Origin of the sequence: Streptomyces sp. NPDC058701 (assembly GCF_042715295.1) — a bacterium.
Classification (GTDB): Bacteria; Actinomycetota; Actinomycetes; order Streptomycetales; family Streptomycetaceae; genus Streptomyces.
Window position 1 is genome coordinate 169349 of the sequence record NZ_JBHXSY010000009.1, and the last position, 21575, is coordinate 190923.

15 protein-coding genes are annotated in these 21575 nt (G+C 72.7%); 4 read left to right on the forward strand and 11 right to left on the reverse strand.

Going from position 1 to position 21575, the window contains the following annotated elements:
• Positions 1-12: 12 nt before the first annotated feature.
• Positions 13-657, reverse strand: a complete 645-nt coding sequence (locus ACFWW8_RS12850) for a TetR/AcrR family transcriptional regulator (RefSeq protein ID WP_386527362.1) — start codon at positions 655-657, stop codon at positions 13-15.
• 89 nt (positions 658-746) lie between these two features.
• Here ACFWW8_RS12850 and ACFWW8_RS12855 point away from each other — a divergent pair, with 89 nt between their 5' ends.
• Positions 747-2318: an MFS transporter gene (locus ACFWW8_RS12855; RefSeq protein WP_386527365.1), complete on the forward strand. Its 1572-nt coding sequence runs from the start codon at positions 747-749 to the stop codon at positions 2316-2318.
• A 79-nt stretch (positions 2319-2397) separates the two neighbouring features.
• Here the strand turns inward: ACFWW8_RS12855 and serA are convergent, their stop codons facing one another.
• The 6 genes from serA to ACFWW8_RS12885 form a co-directional block, all read right to left on the reverse strand.
• Positions 2398-3987, reverse strand: a complete 1590-nt coding sequence (gene serA / locus ACFWW8_RS12860; RefSeq protein WP_386527368.1) for a phosphoglycerate dehydrogenase — start codon at positions 3985-3987, stop codon at positions 2398-2400.
• Positions 3988-4260: 273 nt separating this feature from the next.
• Entirely contained in the window at positions 4261-5262 is a 1002-nt protein-coding gene (gene ilvC / locus ACFWW8_RS12865; RefSeq protein ID WP_386527369.1) for a ketol-acid reductoisomerase, read from the reverse strand.
• A gap of 151 nt (positions 5263-5413) precedes the next feature.
• On the reverse strand, positions 5414-5938 hold the full coding sequence (ilvN, locus tag ACFWW8_RS12870; RefSeq protein WP_069922074.1) for an acetolactate synthase small subunit: 525 nt from the start codon (positions 5936-5938) through the stop codon (positions 5414-5416).
• 32 nt (positions 5939-5970) lie between these two features.
• Complete coding sequence (locus tag ACFWW8_RS12875; protein ID WP_386527374.1) at positions 5971-7857, reverse strand: acetolactate synthase large subunit; 1887 nt, start codon at positions 7855-7857, stop codon at positions 5971-5973.
• Between the two features lie 204 nt (positions 7858-8061).
• Positions 8062-10926, reverse strand: coding sequence for a putative bifunctional diguanylate cyclase/phosphodiesterase (locus ACFWW8_RS12880; protein WP_386527377.1), 2865 nt, complete (start codon positions 10924-10926; stop codon positions 8062-8064).
• 274 nt (positions 10927-11200) lie between these two features.
• Complete coding sequence (locus tag ACFWW8_RS12885) at positions 11201-12148, reverse strand: 2-hydroxyacid dehydrogenase (RefSeq protein WP_386527380.1); 948 nt, start codon at positions 12146-12148, stop codon at positions 11201-11203.
• 71 nt (positions 12149-12219) lie between these two features.
• On the opposite strand from ACFWW8_RS12885, the gene ACFWW8_RS12890 reads away from it, so the two are divergent.
• The 3 genes from ACFWW8_RS12890 (at position 12220) to ACFWW8_RS12900 (ending at position 14891) form a co-directional block, all read left to right on the forward strand.
• On the forward strand, positions 12220-13227 hold the full coding sequence (locus ACFWW8_RS12890) for an aldo/keto reductase (RefSeq protein ID WP_386527383.1): 1008 nt from the start codon (positions 12220-12222) through the stop codon (positions 13225-13227).
• 105 nt (positions 13228-13332) lie between these two features.
• Positions 13333-14610, forward strand: coding sequence for a PQQ-dependent sugar dehydrogenase (locus tag ACFWW8_RS12895; protein WP_386527386.1), 1278 nt, complete (start codon positions 13333-13335; stop codon positions 14608-14610).
• A gap of 92 nt (positions 14611-14702) precedes the next feature.
• Positions 14703-14891: a DUF6191 domain-containing protein gene (locus ACFWW8_RS12900; protein ID WP_386527389.1), complete on the forward strand. Its 189-nt coding sequence runs from the start codon at positions 14703-14705 to the stop codon at positions 14889-14891.
• Here the strand turns inward: ACFWW8_RS12900 and ACFWW8_RS12905 are convergent.
• The 4 genes from ACFWW8_RS12905 to ACFWW8_RS12920 all read right to left on the reverse strand — a co-directional run bounded on the left by ACFWW8_RS12905 (position 14854) and on the right by ACFWW8_RS12920 (position 21436).
• Positions 14854-17925, reverse strand: a complete 3072-nt coding sequence (locus tag ACFWW8_RS12905) for an AAA family ATPase (protein ID WP_386527580.1) — start codon at positions 17923-17925, stop codon at positions 14854-14856. The genes ACFWW8_RS12900 and ACFWW8_RS12905 overlap by 38 nt on opposite strands.
• Positions 17926-18004: 79 nt before the next feature.
• Complete coding sequence (locus tag ACFWW8_RS12910) at positions 18005-18208, reverse strand: hypothetical protein (protein WP_386527391.1); 204 nt, start codon at positions 18206-18208, stop codon at positions 18005-18007.
• A gap of 163 nt (positions 18209-18371) precedes the next feature.
• Positions 18372-19031, reverse strand: coding sequence for a hypothetical protein (locus ACFWW8_RS12915; protein ID WP_386527394.1), 660 nt, complete (start codon positions 19029-19031; stop codon positions 18372-18374).
• 116 nt (positions 19032-19147) lie between these two features.
• The gene (locus ACFWW8_RS12920; RefSeq protein ID WP_386527397.1) at positions 19148-21436 is read right to left on the reverse strand and encodes an MMPL family transporter; all 2289 of its coding nucleotides are present in this window, start codon (positions 21434-21436) and stop codon (positions 19148-19150) included.
• Positions 21437-21575 lie beyond the last annotated feature (139 nt).

Genomic DNA, 21575 nt, shown 5'->3' on the forward strand with positions numbered 1-21575 from the left:
GCCGCGGCCGCGTCAGTTGGCGGAACCCCCGGCATACCCGTCGGCAGCCGTTCCCGGCGCGACCGCGCCCCCCGCGCCCCCCGCCCCACCCCGCATCGCCGCGTCGGCGGCCCGGCGCATCCCCTCGGTGATCTCCTCGGCGGTGGCCGCCGAGGCCGGGTCGAAGAGCCACTGGATCATCAGGCCGTTCAACAGCGCCTGGTAGAAGGCGCCCAGGGTCCGCACGTCCCGGTCCGTCAGCTCGTCCTCCGGGGTGCCGGTCAGCATGCCGATCAGCCCTCGGCGCCCCTCCGCCTGCGAGCCCGCGATCATCGCCCGCAGCTCCGGCAGCCGCTCCCCGCTCAGCGCCACCTCCATGCTGGCCGACCAGACGGGGCCCGACTCCTCGTGCCCGGACAGGACGCCCTCCCAGAACGCGCGGAACCGCTCCAGCGAGCCGCCCTCCCCGCTCAGGCCGGCCTGGAAGCCCTCACCCCACTCCTCCATCAAGGCGATGAACGCCTGGGTGAGCAGGGCGTCCTTCGAGCCGTAGTGGTAGCCGATGGACGCCAGGTTGGTACCGGAGGCACTCACGATGTCGCGCGCCGTCGTGCGCACGAATCCCTTCTCGACCAGGCATTTCTTGGCGCCGTCGAGCAGATCTTCACGATGTCCCATGACGTCACGGTAGCAAGACGGCCGTCCTAGACGACAGTTCCATACAGCCGTCATAGACGAGCGTATTAAACGTCTGTACATTGCTCCTCATGACGAACCCCGCCGCCACGGCGCGACGCGCCGGCCGTCGCGAATGGACCGCCTTCACCGTCCTGTTGCTGCCGATGCTCCTGGTCTCGATGGACGTCTCCGTCCTCTACTTCGCCATCCCCGCCCTCACCCGCGAACTCGACCCGAGCGCCACCCAGCAACTCTGGATCTTCGACAGCTACGCCTTCGCCCTCGCCGGCCTGCTGATCACGATGGGCTCGCTCGGCGACCGGATCGGCCGCCGCAAACTGCTGCTGATCGGCGCGGCCGCCTTCGGTCTCGCATCCGTCGGCGCGGCCCGCGCCACCAGCGCCGAGATGCTGATCGGCGCCCGCGTCCTGCTCGGCGTCGGCGGCGCGACCCTGATGCCCTCCACGCTGGCCCTCGTGCGCAACCTCTTCCAGGACGCCGGGCAGCGGTCCCGCGCCGTCGCCATCTGGTCCGGGGCCATGGTCGGCGGCGTCGCCCTCGGCTCGGTCATGAGCGGGGTGATGCTGAACCACTTCCACTGGGGCTCGATCTTCCTCGTCAACGTGCCCGCGATGCTGCTCCTGCTGGTCCTGGTCCCCGCGCTGGTCCCGGAGTTCAAGGACCCGGCCCCCGGCCGCGTAGACCTGCCGAGCATCCCGCTGTCGGTGGCCGCCGTGCTCCCGGTCGTCTACGGCCTCAAGGAGATCGCCGCCGAAGGCCCGGCGCCGCTCTCCTGCGGCAGCCTCGCCTTCGGCCTGGTCTTCGGGTACGCCTTCGTGCGCCGCCAGCGCACCCGGGACGATGCCCTGGTCAGCCGGGACCTCCTCCGCCACCGCGGCTTCGGCGCGGGCATCGGCCTGGGCGCCGTCGCCTCCTTCGCGATGATGGGCTCGGCCTACTTCACCACCCAGTACCTCCAGTCCGTGCTGGGCATGGGCCCCCTGGAAGCGGCTCTGTGGAGCCTCGCCCCCTCGGTCGTCATCGGCGCCGCGGCCCCCGCCTCCGCAGCCCTGGCCCGGACGGCGGGACGGGCCAGGGTGATCGCCGGCGGGTTCGTCCTCGCCGCGGCCGGCTTCGTCCTGGTCGGCCTGGTCGACACCGACGACCTGTGGCTGGCGCTGACCGGGGCCGGCGTCCTCGCCTCCGGGATCGTCACCGTGATGTCCCTCGTCTCCGACATGGCCCTCGGCGCGGCCCCCGCCGAGAAGGCCGGCTCCGCCGCCTCCCTGCTGGAGACCGGCGCCGAGTTCGGCGGCGCCCTCGGCATGGCCGTGCTGGGCAGCATCGGCACCGCGGTCTACCGCCGCGACCTCGCGGACTCCGAGCCCGCCGTACGGGAGACCCTCGGCGGAGCCGTGGCCGCCGCCCGGCAGCTCGGCGGGGCGGCGGGGACCCGGCTGCTGGACCTGGCCCGCGAGGCCTTCGTCCACGGGATGCAGTACGCGGCCTGGGGCGGCGCCCTCCTGCTGCTCGGGGCGGCGCTGCTCGCCGCGACCCTGCTGCGGCGGGCCGAAGCCCCCGCCCCGCCCGCGTCGGAACCGGCCGCGGCGGAACCGGCCCCCGCGCCCGGAGCCCCCGCGCCCGGGGGGACGTACGCCTGACGGGGCGGCGCGGGCGGGGGAACGCGGAAGGGCCCGGGGTCTCCCCCGGGCCCTTCCCCCGTTCAGCGGGTGCGCGCGATCAGCCGAGGCTGACCGTGCGCGCCGAGGCGGCGCCGATCTCGGCGGAGATGTCCGCGAGGACGCCCACCGGGACCTCGGCGTCGACGGTGAGGACGACGAGCGCCTCGCCGCCCTCCTCGGCACGGGCGACCTGCATGCCCGCGATGTTCAGGCCGGCCTCGCCGAGGATGCGGCCGACGGTGCCGACCACACCCGGGCGGTCCGTGTAGCGCAGCACGACCATGAAGTCGGCCAGCGCCAGGTCCACGTCGTACTCGCCGATGCCGACGATCTTCTGCAGGTGCTTCGGACCCGCGAGCGTGCCGGAGACCGACACCTCCGAGCCGTCCGACAGGGTGCCGCGGACGGTCACCACGTTGCGGTGGTCCGGGGACTCCGAGCTCGTCGTCAGCCGTACCTCGACGCCGCGCTCCTGCGCGAACAGCGGGGCGTTGACGTAGGAGACCGTCTCGTCGACGACGTCCTCGAACACGCCCTTGAGCGCGGAGAGTTCGAGCACCTTCACGTCGTGCTGCGTGATCTCGCCGCAGACCTCGACGTCGAGACGGACCGCGACCTCGCCCGCCAGGGCGGTGAAGATGCGTCCGAGCTTCTCGGCGAGGGGCAGGCCGGGGCGGACGTCCTCGGCGATGACCCCGCCCTGGACGTTGACCGCGTCGGGCACGAGCTCGCCGGCGAGCGCGAGGCGCACCGACTTGGCGACCGACACACCGGCCTTCTCCTGGGCCTCGTCCGTGGACGCGCCGAGGTGCGGGGTGCAGACGACCTGGTCGAGCTCGAAGAGCGGGGAGTCCGTGCAGGGCTCCTTCGCGTACACGTCGAGTCCGGCGCCGGCGACGCGGCCCTCCTTGATGGCCGTGTACAGCGCGGCCTCGTCCACGATCCCGCCGCGGGCGGCGTTGACGATGCGGACGGACGGCTTCACCTTGTGCAGGGCCTCGTCACCGATGAGACCGAGGGTCTCGGGGGTCTTGGGCAGGTGCACGGTGATGAAGTCGGCGACCTCCAGGAGCTCGTCCAGCGTCAGCATCTTGACGCCCATCTGGGCGGCGCGCGCGGGCTGCACGTAGGGGTCGTACGCGACGATCTTCATGCCGAAGGCCGACATGCGCTGGGCGACCAGGACGCCGATGCGGCCGAGACCGACGACGCCGAGGGTCTTCTCGCTCAGCTCGACGCCCGTGTACTTGTTCCGCTTCCACTCACCGTTCTTGAGCGCGGTGTTGGCCTGCGGGATGTGGCGCGCGGTGGCGACGAGCAGGCCGCAGGCGAGCTCGGCGGCGGTCACGATGTTGGAGGTCGGGGCGTTGACGACCATCACGCCGGCCTTGGTGGCGGCGGAGACGTCGACGTTGTCCAGACCGACACCGGCGCGGGCGACGACCCTCAGCTTCTTCGCCGCGGCGATGGCCTCGGCGTCGACCTTGGTCGCGGAGCGGACGAGGATCGCGTCGGCGTCGACGATCGCGGGCAGCAGCTCGGCGCGGTCAGCGCCGTTGACGTGCCTGATCTCGAAGTCCGGACCGAGTGCGTCCACCGTTGCGGGCGACAGCTCTTCGGCGATGAGTACGACAGGTTTCGAGCTCACGTGGGTCCTCACAAGTCCAGTGCGGACGGCCGTCCCGACGGCCGCAGGCGTGGAGGGGGTAGCCGCGTGGAAGACGCACGACACTGTGGGCCTGACGCGTATGTGTTGAGCAGTGTAGTGGCGTTGGCGTCCCGGATTTCCGCCTGTACGGAAGGATCACCCGTCCGTGGTTGGCCGGGGTGGACAAGCCGCCCTCCGGAAGGGCGTCGTCCGGGCCTTCCGGTGGTGCGCGGCGGGGCCGGGACGCACCGTCCCGGCCCCGCCGCCGCGAGATCAGCTCTCGTCGCTGTCGACCCAGCTCATGAGCTTGCGCAGCTTCTTGCCGGTGGTCTCGAGCAGGTGCTCCTCGTCGGCCTTCTTGTACGCGTTGTACTTCGGCAGACCGGCCTTGTACTCGGCCATCCAGGTGTTGGCGAACTCGCCGCTCTGGATCTCCGCGAGGACCTTCTTCATCTCGGCCTTGGTGGCGTCGGTGATGACGCGGGGGCCGGTGATGTAGTCGCCCCACTCGGCGGTCTCGGAGACCGACCAGCGCATCTTCTCCAGACCGCCCTCGTACATGAGGTCCACGATGAGCTTCAGCTCGTGCAGGCACTCGAAGTACGCGATCTCCGGCTGGTAGCCGGCCTCGGTCAGGGTCTCGAAACCGGCCTTGACCAGGGCGGAGGCGCCACCGCAGAGGACGGCCTGCTCACCGAACAGGTCGGTCTCGGTCTCCTCGGTGAAGGTGGTCTTGATGACGCCGGCGCGGGTGCCGCCGATGCCGGCCGCGTACGAGAGCGCGAGGGCGAAGGCGGAACCGGTGAAGTCCTGCTCGACGGCGGCGATGCAGGGCACGCCGCGGCCTTCCTCGTACTGGCGGCGGACCAGGTGGCCCGGGCCCTTCGGGGCGACCAGGGCGACGTCCACGTTGGCCGGGGGCTTGATGAAGCCGTAGCGGACGTTGAAGCCGTGGCCGAAGAAGAGCGCGTCGCCCTCCTCGAGGTGGTCCTTGATGGACTCCTCGTAGATCTCGGCCTGGAGCGGGTCCGGGGTGAGGATCATGATGACGTTCGCCCAGGCGGCGGCCTCGGACACCGGGACGACCTTGAGACCCTGCTCCTCGGCCTTGGCCTTGGACTTCGAGCCCTCCTTCAGGCCGACGACGACGTCGACGCCTGAGTCACGGAGCGACAGCGCGTGGGCGTGGCCCTGGCTGCCGTAGCCGATGACAGCGACCTTGCGGCCCTGGATGATGGACAGGTCGGCGTCGTTCTCGTAGAACAGCTCGGCCACTGGGATATCTCCTTGGTGCGCTGGTGTTGCTCCCACCGTACGGCGGGGAACGGAATCTGAGTTCGCCGGTCTCGCCATGCGGGCGGGGGCGTGTCGGTCGGCCGGCCGCGGTCGGGACCGCGGCCGGTGCGCTGCGGTCGCGAAGCTCCGGTCAGGCGCTGCGGTCGAGCGCGCGCAGGCTGCGGTCCGTGATGGACCGGCCGCCGCGCCCTATGGCGATCGTGCCGGACTGGACGAGCTCCTTGATGCCGAAGGGCTCCAGCATCTTGAGCATCGCGCCGAGTTTGTCGGTGCCGCCGGTGGCTTCGATGGTGACGGCCTCCGGGGAGACGTCGACCGTCTTGGCGCGGAACAGCTGGACGATCTCGACGATCTGCGAGCGGGTCTCGTTGTCGGCGCGGACCTTCACCAGGACGAGTTCGCGCTCGATGGCGTTGTGCGGCTCCAGCTCGACGATCTTGAGCACGTTGACCAGTTTGTTGAGCTGCTTGGTCACCTGTTCGAGCGGAAGGTCCTCGACGTTCACGACGATGGTGATGCGGGAGATGTCGGGGTGCTCGGTGACACCGACCGCGAGGGAGTCGATGTTGAACCCGCGGCGGGAGAACAGCGCGGCGATCCGGGCGAGGATGCCGGGCGTGTTCTCGACCAGGACGGAGAGCGTGTGCTTGGACATGTGAGTCGTTCTCTCTCTCAGGCTCTCTCGGCTCAGTCGTCTTCGTTGTCGCCGAAGTCGGGACGGACGCCCCGGGCTGCCATGACCTCGTCGTTGGAGGTGCCGGCGGCGACCATCGGCCACACCATGGCGTCCTCGTGGACGATGAAGTCGATCACGACCGGGCGGTCGTTGATCGCGTTGGCCTCGGCGATGACCTTGTCCAGGTCGGCCGGGTCCTCGCAGCGCAGCGCCACGCAGCCCATGGCCTCGGACAGCTTGACGAAGTCCGGGACGCGGGTGCCCTTGCGGGGGGCGGCGGACTCGCCGAGCTGGGAGCCGGCGGCGGCGTGACCGGTCTCCTCGCCGTGCAGCACCGTGTTGGAGTAGCGCTGGTTGTAGAAGAGGGTCTGCCACTGGCGGACCATGCCCAGTGCGCCGTTGTTGATGATCGCGACCTTGATCGGGATGTTGTTCAGCGCGCAGGTGGCCAGTTCCTGATTGGTCATCTGGAAGCAGCCGTCGCCGTCGATCGCCCAGACGGTGCTGTCGGGCATGCCGACCTTCGCGCCCATGGCGGCCGGGACCGCGTAGCCCATGGTTCCGGCGCCGCCGGAGTTGAGCCAGGTGCGCGGCTCCTCGTACTGGACGAAGTGCGCGGCCCACATCTGGTGCTGGCCGACGCCCGCCGTGAACACGGTGCCCTGCGGGGCGAGCGCGCCGATCCGCTCGATGACCTGCTGGGGGGAGAGCATCCCGTCCTCGGGCAGGTCGTAGCCCAGCGGGTACGTCTCGCGCCAGCGGCTGAGGTCCTTCCACCAGGCGCTGTAGTCGCCGGCGTTGCCGTCGGTGTGCTCGGCCTGGACGGCCTGGACCAGGTCGGCGATGACCTCGCGGGCGTCACCGACGATCGGGACGTCGACCGCGCGGTTCTTGCCGATCTCGGCCGGGTCGATGTCCGCGTGGATGATCTTGGCGAAGGGGGCGAAGCTGTCGAGCTTGCCGGTGACCCGGTCGTCGAAGCGGGTGCCCAGCGCGATGAGCAGGTCCGCCTTCTGGAGCGCGGTGACGGCCGTGACCGCGCCGTGCATGCCGGGCATCCCGACGTGCAGCGGGTGGCTGTCGGGGAAGGCGCCCAGCGCCATCAGGGTCGTGGTGACCGGGACGCCGGTGAGCTCGGCGAGGACCTTCAGCTCGGCGCTCGCGCCGGACTTCATGATGCCGCCGCCGACGTACAGGACCGGGCGCTTGGCCTGGCAGATGAGCTTGGCGGCCTCGCGGATCTGCTTGGCGTGCGGCTTGGTGACCGGCCGGTAGCCCGGGAGGTCGTGCGTCGGCGGCCACGAGAAGGTGGTCTTCGCCTGGAGGGCGTCCTTGGCGATGTCGACCAGGACCGGGCCGGGACGGCCGGTGGCGGCGATGTGGAAGGCCTGTGCGATGGTCCGCGGGATGTCCGCGGCCCGGGTGACCAGGAAGTTGTGCTTGGTGATCGGCATCGTGATGCCGACGATGTCCGCCTCCTGGAAGGCGTCGGTGCCGATCGCCTTGGAGGCGACCTGACCGGTGATCGCGACCAGCGGGACGGAGTCCATGTGGGCGTCGGCGATCGGGGTGACCAGGTTGGTGGCGCCCGGGCCGGACGTGGCCATACAGACGCCGACCTTGCCGGTGGCCTGCGCGTAGCCGGTGGCGGCGTGACCCGCGCCCTGCTCGTGGCGGACCAGGATGTGGCGGACCTTCTCGGAGTCCATCATCGGGTCGTACGCGGGAAGGATGCAGCCGCCCGGAATGCCGAAGACGGTGTCGCACCCCACCTCTTCGAGAGAGCGGATGAGGGCCTGCGCACCCGTGACGTGCTCAACTGCGGCGGACTGGTGTCCGCCGGAACGGGGCCGCGGCTGCGGATGGTGGGCCCCGGTGGCCTGCTCGGTCATCGGCATTCTCTTCTCGAAGCTGAGGGTTTTACGAGGATTCGACTCTGTGCCAGTGCAACAAAAAACCCCTCGTGCCGGGAGGCAGGCGAGGGGAGCGCGTCGGGTGCGTTGAGCGGGGACATGCTGGTCCCGGCTTCAGCCGACGCGCTTTCCAAGTACGAGAATTCGGGTGCGCATGACACTGACCCTCCCTCCGGCGGGAGGTGGATGTCAAGTAGGTGGGACGGGCGTCTCATTATGTGAGCCTCTGTGGATGGCCATCGAAGCCGCTGGCGAGCCCCCGGCCAAGGCGGGCTGCACCGCCCCGCCCGGTACGGGGAACGTACCGCGCACGAGCGCGCGGCGCAGCCTGTACTCGTCGAGGGGGCCGGAAAAGGCCATTCCCTGGCCGTGGGTGCAGCCCATGGCGCGCAAGGCGGCGACCTGCTCGGGAAGGTCCACCCCGTCGGCCACGGACTGCATGCCCAGGTCGTTTGCGATCCGCAACAGACCTGCGGTGATCTTGTGGAGGCGGGTGGACTCCACCACCCCCTCCACCAGGCCCCGGTCCAGCTTGAGCATGTCCACCGGGAGTCGCCGCAGGGCGCTGATGGCCGCGTAGCCGCTGCCGAAGCCGTCGAGGGCGATGCCGACCCCCAGCCGGTGCAGGGCCGCCAGGCGGCGCTCCAGATCGTCGAAGGGGACCCGGGGGTCGGAGACGGCCAGCTCCAGGACGAGGGCCCCGGAGGGCAGCCCGTGCCGGGTCAGCACAGCCTCGACGGCACCGAGCGGCATGGAGCGGTCGAGGAGCCGCTGGGCGGTCATCCGTACGGCCACGGGTACGGACTGCCCGGCCCGGTGCCGGTCGGCGGCCTGTTCGACGGCCTCCTCCAGCAACCAGCGGCCCAGCTCGGCGGTTCGCAAGGCGTCCGGGCCGGCGGAGGCGGCGCCCTCGCTGTACTCGGCGACGCGCAGGAACTCGGCCGGGGTGAAGAGGATCCCCTGGGCGGAGCGCCAGCGGGCCTGGGCGGCCACGACGGAGACCTCGCCGGTGGCCAGCGACACCACGGGCTGGTGCAGCAGGGCGAACTCGCCCTCGTGCAGCGCGGTCCGCAGACGCCCCGCCAGCTCGGCCTTCCGGACGACCTCGGCCTGCATCTGCGGGGCGTACAGCTCGACGCGGTTCTTGCCGCCCGCCTTCGCCCGGTACATCGCGAGATCCGCGTTGCGCATCAGGTCCGAAGGAGTGATGCCGGAGTCGGCGAAGGCGACGCCGATGCTGGCGGCGACGCGGACCTCGTTGCCGGCGATGCGGTAGGGCTGGGAGAGGGTGGCGCGCAGCCGGTCTGCGATCTCGTGCACCTGGTACTCGCGGGCGCTGTGGTCGCGGCTGCCGTCGCCCAGGATCAGCGCGGCGAACTCGTCCCCGCCGAGGCGGGCCGCGGTGTCCCCGGCCCGGACGGAGTCCTGGAGCCGGTGGGCGGCCTCGACGAGCAGTTCGTCGCCGGCCTGGTGGCCGATGGTGTCGTTGACCGCCTTGAAGCCGTCGAGGTCGATGAAGAGCACGGCGGTGCTGTGGTCGCCCGCGCGCCGTCCGGTCAGCGCCTGGCGGACGCGCCGGGTGAAGAGGGCCCGGTTGGGCAGGTCGGTCAGGGGGTCGTGCTCGGCGCTGTGCTGGAGCTGCGCCTGGAGCCGGACCCGCTCGGTGACGTCACGGCTGTTGAGGATGAGTCCGCCCTGGTGGCGGTTGACGGTGGACTCGACGTTGAGCCATTCGCCGCCGCCGGACCTGAACCGGCACTCGATGCGGGTGGTGGGCTCCTCGACGGGCGGGGCGGCGAGGAAGCGGCGCACCTCGTGGACCACGCGCCCGAGGTCGTCGGGGTGGATCAGGGTGGCGAGCTCGGTGCCGACCAATTCCTCGGCCTCGCGGCCGTAGACCCCGGCGGCGGCGGGGCTGACGTAGCGCAGGGTCCCGGTGGGCGCGGCGATCATGATGACGTCGCTGGAGCCCTGTACCAGGGAGCGGAAGTGGTTCTCCTTCTGGGCCAGTTCCTGGGTGAGCGCGATGTTGTCGAGGAGCATGATGCCCTGGCGGACCACGAGGGCGAGCACGACGGTGCAGCCCGTGACGACGACGACCTTGTCGATGCTGCGGCTCTCGATCACGTTGTAGAGGATGCCGAGCGTGCAGACGGCGGCGGCGAGGTACGGGATCAGCGCGGGCAGCGACCGGGCGATCGGGCGGCTGACGGGGCGCGGTCCGGGGGCCTCCGGGGCCTCGTGCGCGGCGCCGGCCCGGCCGGCGCCCCAGGGCGCGTACGCGAGCAGCAGGGACCCGGCGAACCATCCCGCGTCGAGGAGCTCGCCGGAGCTGTAGGTCTCCTTCAGGAGCGGTGAGGTGAAGATGGCGTCGCACAGGACCGTGAGCGCGAGGGCCGCGATGGCCGTGTTGACGGCGGAGCGGTTCGTCGCGGACCGCCGGAAGTGCAGGACGAGCACCATGGAGACGAGGGCGATGTCCAGGAGCGGATAGGCGAGCTCGAGGGCGGCGCCCGCCACGCTCTCCCCGCTGTGGGACCTGGCCGCCTTGGCGAGGGCCAGGCTCCACGACAGGATCAGCAGCGATCCGGCGATCAGCCAGGAGTCGAGGGCGAGGCAGAGCCAGCCGGCCCGGGTGACGGGGCGCTTGGCGAGCACGAGGAGTCCGACGATCGCCGGCGGTGCGAAGCACAGGAAGAAGAACTGCGCCGGGGACGGGCTCGGCATCTCCTCGTGGATCACGACCTCGTACCAGCCCCAGATGCCGTTGCCGCAGGCGGACATCAGGGACGAGAGAGCAAAGAGCACCCAGGCGAGCCGGTCACGGTTCGCATGGGTGCGCGCGTACAGGTAGCAGGATCCGGCGGCGACGAGGGCCGCGGCGCTGAGGCCGAAGTCACCCATGATGTCGGCCAGTTCATCGCTGCCCCAGCCGAGGCCGGCGCCGACGGCGTATCCGCCCCACACCACTGCCAGGAGCACCTGGACGGCCACTCCCCGGCCTCCGCCCGAGAGGGAGGGCCGGTTCAGGAGCGCCGCCCCCGGGGCACTCACCGGTCCCCCTCGCCTGCCGGCTTGGGGGCACCCCGTCGTCGCCTGCGGCGGCTCTGCCGCGTCGGATCCTTCGTCCATTGGCCGTACATCGCCCGTCGCCCCCCAAAGTGTCCGAATCACTCCCCGGCGCCAGACGTTCGCGGCGCAGCCCCTTGGTCCGGACGATACACCAATTCCGTCACTCAGGGACATAGTCTCTCTACGCTCCGTTACCACGCGGGGAGTTGACCCCACCGACCGCATTCGTACGACTGCGGAGCGTGCATGTCGGTCGTCACTCGGTGACCAGCACCGTGTGCTCCACGGGCTCTCCGGCGGCGAACCGGGTGAGCTGGCGGGCGAGCAGTCGCTTGGCCCGGGGTTCGAACGCCGAGCTGCTGCCGCCGACATGAGGAGTGATCAGGACATTCGGAGCATGCCAGAGCGGGTGGCCCGCGGGCAGCGGTTCCGGGTCGGTGACGTCGAGTGCCGCGCGCAGCCGCCCCGACTCCACCTCCGCGAGGAGGGCCGCGGTGTCGACGACGGGGCCGCGGGCCACGTTCACGAGCAGGGCCCCGTCCTTCATCCGGCGCAGGAACCCGGCGTCGGCGAGGCCCCTGGTCTCGTCGGTCAGCGGTGTCGTGAGGACCACCACATCGGCCTGCGGGAGGAGTCGGGGGAGCTCGGCGAGGGCGTGCACGGGCCCGCGCGCCGTGGTGCGCGCCGTGCGGGCGACGCGTGCGACCGGCCCGCTCTCGAAGGGGACGAGCCGGTCCTCGACGGCCGAGCCGATCGATCCGTAGCCGACGATCAGGAAGGACTTGTCGGCGAGGGCTTCGTAGAACCCGGCGTGCCACTCCTCGCGGTCCTGTCCGCGGACCATGCCGGGGATGCCGCGCAGGGAGGCCAGGGCCAGGGTGAGGGCCAGTTCGGCGGTGCTGGCGGTGTGGACGCCGGCGGCGTTGCACAGCCGTACGCCGGGACGCAGGTCGCCGAGTCCGCCGAGGACGTGGTCGATGCCCGCGGTGAGGGTCTGGACGACCCGGAGGCCGGGCATGGCGGCCAGCGGGCGCACGGTGACCTCGGGGGACTTCATGTACGGGGCGACGTAGAAGACACAGTCGCCCGGGTCGGCCGGGAACTCGTCCTCGCCGTCCCACCGGCGGTATCGGAAGGAGTCGGGCAGGCCCTCGATCTCCTCGGCGGGAAAGGGGAGCCAGACGTCCGCGGTCTTTGCAGTCATGATCACGAGGCTATGCCAGGGCGGCCGGATCGAGCCGTTAGTTTGTTTCCGGACCGGGAGGGGGACGCAGGGTGGAGCGCAGGGCGATCGGGGCGGGGGCGCTGACGGTGGGCGCCGTCGGTCTCGGCTGCATGCCGATGAGCTGGGCGTACGCGCCTTCGCGGCGGCGCGGGCAGGAGTCGCTGGCGGCGGTGCACGCGGCGCTGGACCTCGGTTCGAACCTGCTGGACACGGCGGACGTGTACGGACCGTTCACCAACGAGCTGCTGCTGGGCCGGGTGCTGCGGGAGCGGCGGCCGGACGCGTTCGTGTCGGCCAAGGTGGGGCTGCGGGCCGACGCCCAGCACGTGGTGGCGGACGGGCGTCCGGGCTACGTGCGCCGGGCGTGCGACGCCTCGCTGCGGCGGCTGCGGACCGACGTCATAGACCTCTACCAGCTGCACCGGGTGGACCCGGACGTGCCCGTGGAGGAGACCTGGGGGGCGATGGCGGAGCTGGTGGGCGCCGGGAAGGTGCGGGCGCTCGGGTTCTGCGCGCTCGGTGCCGGGGCCGGGCCGGGTGCGGGGCGCGGCGGGGACCGGGCGTACGGGACGACGCTGCGGCACCTGGACCGGGCGCAGCAGGTGTTTCCGGTGAGCGCGGTGCAGGCGGAGCTGTCGGTGTGGTCGCCGCAGGCGGCGTGGCAGCTGCTCCCGTGGTGCGCGGACCGCGGGGTGGGGTTTCTGGCGGCGATGCCGCTGGGCAGCGGTTTCCTGACCGGGACGCTCACGCCGGGCGAGGGTTTCGAGCCGCAGGACGTACGGGCCCGGCACCCGCGGTTCACGGCGGACGCGATGGCGTCGAACCAGGTGCTCGTGGCGGCCCTGCGCCGGGTGGCGCGGCGGCACGGGCCCGGTGTCACGGCGGCGCAGGTGGCGCTGGCGTGGGTGCTGGCGCAGGGGCCGCAGGTGGTGCCCGTACCGGGAGCCGACCGGGCGCCGTGGGCCGCGGAGAACGCGGCGGCGGCGGAGGTGCTGCTCTCGGCGGCCGATCTCGCGGAGATGGCGGCGCTTCCGGTGGCGGTGGGAGCCTGGGACTGACCCGCAACCACTCGATCGAGTGTACGAGCGGTGGAACTTCGGCAGCCGTCGGAGAGGTTGAGACGGGTGAAGGGCACGGTCGGGGCACGGGAAGGGAGCAGGGCGATGCGATTCACACGCGGGGGGTACGCGGCACGGGGCGCGCGGAGCCGGGGCGCGCTGAGCAGGGACGTGCTGAACCGGGGCGTGCTGAGGGACGTGCTGGGCAGGGGCGTGCTGGGCGCGGTGGCGCTGGCCGGGTGCGGAGCGCTGCTGGCCACCGGCTGTTCGCCGGCCGGCGTCGACGGCGCCCGGCCGGGAGGCTCGCCACCGGGCTCGGCCGCGGGCCCGGGGTCGCCGGGCCCTTCGGGGACCCCTTCGGGTTCCCCGTCGGTGTCGGTCCCGCCGGCGAAGGGCGCGGTGACGGTGACCGGCGAGGTCGCCAAGGACCTGGAGTCCCCGTGGGGGGTGGCACCGCTGCCGGGCGGGGACCTGCTCGTCGCCTCGCGGGACAAGGGCACGATCAGCAGGGTCGCGGCCGGCTCGGGCACGGTGACGCGGATCGGGTCGGTGCCCGGGGCCGCCCCGGGCGGGGAGGGCGGGCTGCTGGGCCTGGCCCTGTCGCCGGACTTCGCGTCGGACCGGATGGTGTACGCCTACTTCACCACCGAGGGCGACAACCGGATCGCCCGGATGCGCTACGACGAGCGCAGACCCGCGGGGCAGCAGTTGGGCGCTCCGGACACCGTGTTCCGCGGCATCCCCAAGGGCCTGATCCACAACGGCGGCCGGATCGCCTTCGGCCCCGACAAGATGCTCTACGCGGGCACGGGCGAGACCGGTGAGACCGGGCTCGCGCAGGACAAGGAGTCGCTGGGCGGCAAGATCCTGCGCATGACCCCGGACGGGGACCCGGTGCACGGAAACCCGGAGGCGGACTCGGTCGTCTACTCCTACGGTCACCGCAACGTGCAGGGCCTCGCCTGGGACGGGGAGAAGCGGCTGTGGGCCGCCGAGTTCGGCCAGAACACCTGGGACGAGCTGAACCTGATCGAGCCCGGCGCGAACTACGGCTGGCCGGCGGCGGAGGGCAAGGCGGGCCGGCCCGGCATGCGCGATCCGGTGGCCGTCTGGAAGACCGACGAGTCCTCGCCGAGCGGGATCGCCTGGGCGCAGGGGTCGGTCTGGATGGCGGGCCTCAAGGGGAACCGGCTGTGGCGGATCCCCTTGTCCGGGGCGGACCCGGTGGCGGAGCCCGAGGCCTTCCTGGAGGGGAAGTACGGCCGGCTGCGCTCCGTGGTGGCCCTGGGCGGCGACAAGCTGCTGCTGGTCACGAGCGAGACGGACGGGCGCGGGTCACCGGAGGCGGGCGACGACAGGATCCTGACGCTGACGGTGCGGTGACCTCGACGGCGACGGTGCCGACGGCCACGCCGACGGCACGGACGGTGAGGTGACTCGCCACGGAGGACCCCGGCGACGGGGCGGAAGGTGCGGTGGACGCGGTGTTCAACATGATCGAGCAGCTGTTCAGTCCGGGGCGCAGGCACGCGGACGAGGAGAAGAAGCGTCTGGAGCTCTCCCGGGTCGACGTCGAGGACGGGGATCCGGGGCGCGGCCCGATAGACCTCGACTCCGGCACGGTCTTCATACGGCCCGCCGGGCAGCCTCCGGCAGGGGACTGACCGGACCGGCGACGGCGAACAGACGCAGCCGGTGGGCGAGGGCGGCCGCCTCGCCCCGCCCGGCGACACCCAGCTTCGCGAGGATGTTCGAGACGTGCACGCTCGCTGTCTTCGGGGAGATGAACAGCTCCCCGGCGATCTGACGGTTGGTGTGACCCTCCGCGACCAGGCGCAAAACCTCCCGCTCGCGGCCGGTCAGGCCGAGGGCTTCGGCGGGGTCGGCCTCCTGGGCGGGCGGGGCCGGGCAGGACTCCGCGGTCGCGGTGGTCAGGGTGATCCGGGCGCGCTGGGCGAGCAGGGCGAGGTCCTCGCGGAGCCGGCGGGCGCCGAGACCCGTCGCGGTGGTGTGGGCGTCCCGGAGCAGGGCGGCCGCGGGTTCCCGGTCGCCTCCGGAGGCCAGCAGCGCCTCGGCGAGCCGGTGGCGGGCCCGGGCGAGCAGGTACGGGCGCTCCAGGGGGCGGACGGCCTCCTCCACGGCGGCCCAGTCGGCGACCGCGTCCCGTGCCTCGGCGCGGCGCAGCTCGGCCCGGACGTACTCGGCGTGGGCGGTCCACACCGGGTTCGGGGTGGCCAGGGTGCGGGCGGTGGTGCGCAGCAGGTCCAGGGCGGCCTCGCGGCCGGCCTCCGCGGCGGGGAGCCCCCGGGCGTCCGCCTCGGCGGACGCCGCGGCGAGCAGCAGCGGCCAGGCGTAGCGGTGCTGTCCGAGCGGGAAGCCGAAGTCGGCGGCCGCGGTCATCGCGGTCCGGACGTCGGCGATGCGGCCCTCCCCCGCGGCGACCCCCACCGCGAGGCGGAACAGCGGTATCCGGTGCTGGGGCTGGGTCTCGTGGGTGCCGAAGTGCGCGTGTGAGGCGGCGAGCCGGTGGGCGGCCTCGGCCAACTCGCCGCGTGCCAGGGCCAGGTAGGCCAGTCGCGCGGAGGCCGAGCCGCGGGGGGCGGCGCTCTGGCCGGCGAGCAGGGTGCGCCGGGCCTCCTCGGTGGCCTCGTCCCAGCGGCCGAGGCTGTAGAGGCTCTCGGCCATGTTGCCGCGCACCCACGCCTCGGTGTCCAACAGCCGCGCGGTGGTGGCGAGTTCGATGGCAGGAGCCGCCACCTCGACGGCTTCCCGGGAGCGCCCCGCGCCTTCCAGCTGGGAGGTGAGGTTGATGTAGGCGCGTCCGGCGATCAGGGGGAGGCCGAGTGCGGTGGCCCGGTCCTTGGCCGCGTGCAGCTCGGCGAGGCCGGCCTCACCGGTGCCGGAGTCGGTGAGCAGGCAGCCGACGGTGATCCGGGCGTTCAGCTCGGTCTCCCCGGCGCCGACCATCCGCGCGTACGCGACGGCCCGTTCGGCGGCGACGAGGTTGCCGGGGCCCGGGTCGTGGAGCATGCCCCAGCCCGCGGCGCGGACGAGGACCTCGGCGTGAACGTGCGACGGCGGCAGGCCCCTGACCAGCTCCTGGGCCTTGCCGATCTCCTCCCAGCCGTCGCTCCGGCCGAGCGCGGACACCAGCCGGGAGCGCTCGGTCCAGAACCAGGCGGCCCGCAGCGGGTCCCCGTCGGCCTCCAGCATCCTGAGCGCCGTCTTGGTGATCTTCAGGGCGCGTTCCGGCTCCCCGCCGTAGCGGGCGGCGACGGTCGCCTCGGCCAGCAGGTCGATGCGCCGGAGCGGGGTGGTGGCGGGGTCGCACCCGCACGGCGGGTACACCTCGGTGTAGTCGGCCGGGCGGAGCGCTTCGCGCACCTCCTCCGGCGTGCTCTCCCAGAGGTCCATGGCCCGTTCCAGCAGGCGCAGCTGCTCGGCGTAGGCGTGCCGGCGGCGGGCGGCGACGGAGGCGGCGAGCACGGCGGGCAGCGCCTTGGCGGGGTCGTTCGCGTGGTACCAGTAACTGGCCAGCCTGATGATCCGTTCCTCGGCGCGGATCAGCGAGTCGTCGCTCTCCAGGGCCTCGGCGTAGCGGCGGTTGACGCGGGAGCGCTCGCCGGGCAGCAGGTCGTCGCTGACGGCCTCGCGGACCAGCGAGTGGCGGAAGCGGTACCCGTCGCCGTCGGCGGTGGCGAGCAGGATGTTGGCCCCGACGGCGGCGCGCAGCGCCTCGATCAGCTCGTCCTCGGTGAGGCCCGCGGCGGCGCGCAGCAGCGGGTACTCCACGGTGGACCCGCCCTCGGCGACGACGGCGACCACCCGCTGGGCCGCGTCGGGGAGGACCTCGACGCGGACGAGGAGCAGGTCGCGCAGGGACTCCGTGAGCCCGGCCCGGCAGCCGCTCGCCCGGGACGCGACGAGTTCCTCGACGAAGAAGGCGTTGCCGTCGGACCGGTCCAAGACGGAGTCGACGAAGTCCTCGTCGGGCTGCGAGGCGAGGATGCCGGCGAGCTGGCGGCGCACCTCGGCCCGGTTGAAGCGGGGCAGTTCGATGCGCCGGACGGTCCGCAGCCGGTCCAGTTCGGCGAGCAGCGGCCGTAGCGGGTGGCGGCGGTGGACGTCGTCCGCGCGGTAGGTGGCGACGACGACGAGGCGGCCGCTGCCGAGGGTGCGGAAGAGGTAGGAGAGCAGGTGCCGGGTGGAGGTGTCCGCCCAGTGCAGGTCCTCCAGGACGAGGACGAGGGTGCGGTCGGCGGCGAGCCGCTCCAGCATCCGGGCGGTCAGCTCGAAGAGGCGGGCGGTGCTCTCCTCGTCGTGCGGGCCGCGCGGGGTGTCGCCGAGTTCGGGGAGGATGCGGGCGAGTTCGCCCTCCTGGCCCGCGGCCGCGGCCGTCAACTCGCCGGGGAGCAGGCGGTGCAGGGTGCGCAGCGCCGTCGAGAACGGGGCGTAGGGAAGTCCCTCCGCCCCGATCTCCACGCAGCTTCCGACGGCGACCACGACGCCGCGGCGGTCCGCCTCGCAGAGGAACTCCTCCGTGAGGCGGGTCTTGCCGACCCCTGCCTCTCCCCCGATGAGCAGGGCCTGCGGTTCCCGGCCTTCGGCGCGCGTCAGTGCGTCGGTGAGTGCGGCCAGTTCGTCGGCACGGCCGACGAACACCGGGCTGACTGATCTGGTTTCCACGCCGCCGAGCATCGCACAGACGTCCTCCCCGGCGGCACCCGTTATCGGTGCGCTGCCCGCCACGTGCCGCTCCCCCCGGTCCCGGGGCGGACTACGCGGCGCGGACGAAGCGGCTCCGGCGGCTCCTCACCGACCCTTCGGGTTCCTGGCTCCGGGAGGAGGTGCGGCGCAGCGCCTTCCTCGCCTCCCGGACCTGGCGGTACGCGTCGGCCTCGCGGATGAGCTCGGCGTGGCGGGCGGTGGCCATCTCGTACTCGAACATCTCGTGCTCCCTGGTCGCGTCGTTCTCGGACACCTCGTTCGGTGTGTTCCGAGATTCGCGTCCCAGGGGGTGCCGGCACATCGGGAGCATGCCGCATGCGCGGGGTGCGCGGGGCCTTAGACCGGGCTGCCGGCCGGTGCTGGGTGCCTAAGGCGGCCGTCCGGGGGCCGGAGCCGGGCCCCGGACGGCGGGCGGGTCACGGCGTGGGCGCCGCCGGGACCGACGGGAGCGGCAGGAAGTACATGGCCCCGAAGACGACGATGCCGAGGCCGCCGAGGACGACGGCGGCCCAGGCGACGGACCGGACCCAGGCCGGGAGGGTGCGGCCGGGTGCGCCGAAGGCGGGTCGGGCCAGGACGAAGACGGCGACGAGCAGCGCGAGGGTGGACAGGACGCCGTTGGCGAGGGCGGTCAGCTGCCAGGCGTCGCCGTACAGGGCGGAGATCTGGTCCGCCGGCGGGGCCGACTTGTCGCCCTGGATCTGGCCGATGAGGGTCTGGCGCTCGGCCAGGACACGGGAACCCCAGCTGCCGCTGAGCGCGACGAGCCCGAGGCCGGCGGCCACGACGGCGGACGCGGCCGCTCCGACGCCGCCGGACCGCGCCTCCTCGTCGGCGTGGTCCTCGTCGAACGCGTCGTCCTCGTCGCCCTCGTCGAGGTCCTGGTCCGCGGGCTCGGCGTCGTTCACGGCGGCGGTGCCGTCCGCGGGCGCGGTCTCGGTCACAGGCGCGGTCGCGGTCGCAGGCGCGGTCGCGGTCTCGGCCCCGGCGGGCTGGGGGGCCTCGGCCTTCGTGAGGTCGGTGGGGGTGGTCTCCGCCTCGGGGGCGTTCGGGGCGGGGGTCTTCTTGGTGTCCATGCCGGGCACCGTAGGCGGCCTGTCTGAGAGGTCCATGAGAATTCGGTGCGGACGGCGTGCCGGGCTTGAGTTTCGGCTCCCGGCGCCCCGAAGGACGCCGGCGGTCCGGACCGCGGCTACGTCCGGCCGGCCCTCGCGGAGGTTTCCGCGGCGCGTTCCGTGGCCGTCTCCGAAGCCGTTCCCGAGACCGTTCCCGAGGCCGTTCCCGCGGTGGGCCGCTGCCCCGGAAGCACCGTGTCCGGGCGCTGTTCGGGGGGCTCGATGCTGATCCGCGGCAGTCGGCGGTCGAGCCAGCCGGGCAGCCACCAGTTCGCGCCGCCGAGCAGGTGCATCAGGGCCGGGACCAGGAGGGTCCGCAGTACGAAGGCGTCGAGCGCCACGGCCGCGGCGAGCGCGATGCCGAACATCGCGATGATCCGGTCGCCGCTGAGGACGAAGGCGAGGAACACGGAGATCATGATGACGGCCGCCGAGTTGATGACCCGGCTGGTCTCCGCGAGGCCGACGCGGACGGCGCGCCGGTTGTCGCCGGTCTCCAGCCACTCCTCGTACATCCGGCTGACGAGGAAGACCTGGTAGTCCATCGAGAGGCCGAAGAGCACGGACACCATGATCACGGGCAGGAAGGGCTCGATGGGCCCCGCGCTGCCGAGGCCGAGCAGTTCGCTGCCCCAGCCCCACTGGAAGATCGCCACGACCACACCGAAGGAGGAGGCGACGGCGGCGATGTTCATGGCGGCGGCCTTGAGCGGGATGCCGATGGACCGGAAGGCCAGCAGCAGCAGGACGCAGCCGAGGGCGATGACCACCCCGACGAACAGCGGCAGCTTGCCGACGATGACCTCGGCGAAGTCGTCGTAGCCGGCCGTCACCCCGCCCACGTGGACCTGCATGGAGCTGCCGTCCGCGGCGCGCGGGACGACCTCGGCGCGCAGGATGTCGACGAGGGCGCTCGTGTCCCGGGACTGCGGGGCGGAGTCCGGTACGACGGTCACCACGGCCGTGTCCCCGCTCCGGTTGAAGACGGCCGGGCCGGCGGAGGCCACGCCCTCCGTCGCACGGAGCGCTTCGGCCAGCCGCCCGGCGGCGAGCCGGTCCCCGGCGCCGTCGAGGCGGGCGACGACGGTCAGCGGGCCGTTCGTGCCGGGGCCGAACCCCTGCGCCAGCAGGTCGTACGCCTGCCGGGTGGTGGAGCCGGCCGGGTTGTTGCCCTGGTCGGAGGTGCCGAGGTGCAGGGAGAGGGTGGGCAGGGCGAGCACCAGCATGACGACGGTGGCGACGGCGCCCAGCAGCTTGGGGCGGCGTTCCACGAAGGCGGACCAGCGGACGGCGAACCCGGTGGTCCGCTCGGGCCGCGGTCCCTCGGCGGCGAGCCTGCGGCGCTCGCGGCGGGACAGCGCGCGCGTCCCGATGTACGAGAGCAGCGCCGGGAGCAGGGTGACGGACGCGGCGACGGTGAGGACCACGGTGACGGAGGCGGCTATCGCGACGCCGTCGAGGAAGTTCAGCCGCAGCACGAGCATGCCGAGCAGGGCGATGCAGACGGTGCCCCCGGCGAAGACGACGGCCCGGCCGGTGGTGGCGACGGCGCTCTCCGCCGCCTCGTCCACGGACAGGCCGCGCAGCAGGCCCTTGCGGTGGCGGGTGACGATGAACAGCGCGTAGTCGATGCCGACGCCGAGGCCGACGAGGGTGCCGAGCATCGGGGCGAAGTCGGCGACCGGCATCGCGTGCCCGAGCAGGGTGATGCCGAAGTAGGCGGTGCCCACGCTGACCAGCGCGGTCGCGAGGGGCAGCAGGCTCGCGGCGAGCGAGCCGAAGGCGAGGAAGAGCACCAGGGCGGCGATGGCGACACCGATGACCTCGGCGAGGTGGGCGGTGGGGGCCTCCGTCAGGCCGATGGCACGGCCGCCGAGTTCGACGCGCAGGCCGTCCGCCTCGGTGCCGGGGTTCTTCGCCGCTTCGACGACCGCCCGGGCCTGGCCCGGGGGTACGGCGTCGGCCTGCCGGTCGAAGGTCACGACGGCGTAGGCGGTGCGCCCGTCGGGGCTGATCCGGGCGGCGCTCTCGGGGCCCGGTCCGTACGGTCCCGCGACCGAGCCGACGCCGGGGAGCGCGGCGATGGTGTCCAGGGCGCGGGTCATGCGCGCTTCGATGTCCGGGGTGCGGGCGTTCTGGTGGTCCGGTGCCCGCCACACGACGGTGTCGGTGTCGCCGCCCTGGCCGTGGAAGCCCTCGCGCAGCAGGGCGTGGGCCTTGGCGGACTCGGTGCCGGGCACCTCGTAGTCGTTGGAGAACGCCGATCCCGCGGTTCCCGCCGCCGCGGCGCTCGCGCCGAGTGCGAGCAGCCAGATCAGTACGGCGAGGAGTCGGTGGCGCATGCACCACCGCGCGATTGCTGCCAACGGACGTGCTCCCTGGTGGTTCGGATCTTTAGCGGGAGAACGGCCCGTCGCAAAGAATCACGTGAACTGAACACTGCGGATCGTGAAGGGCCCGGCCGGCGGTCCGGCGGGTCGCCCCGAGGTTCCGGCCCGGGTGGTG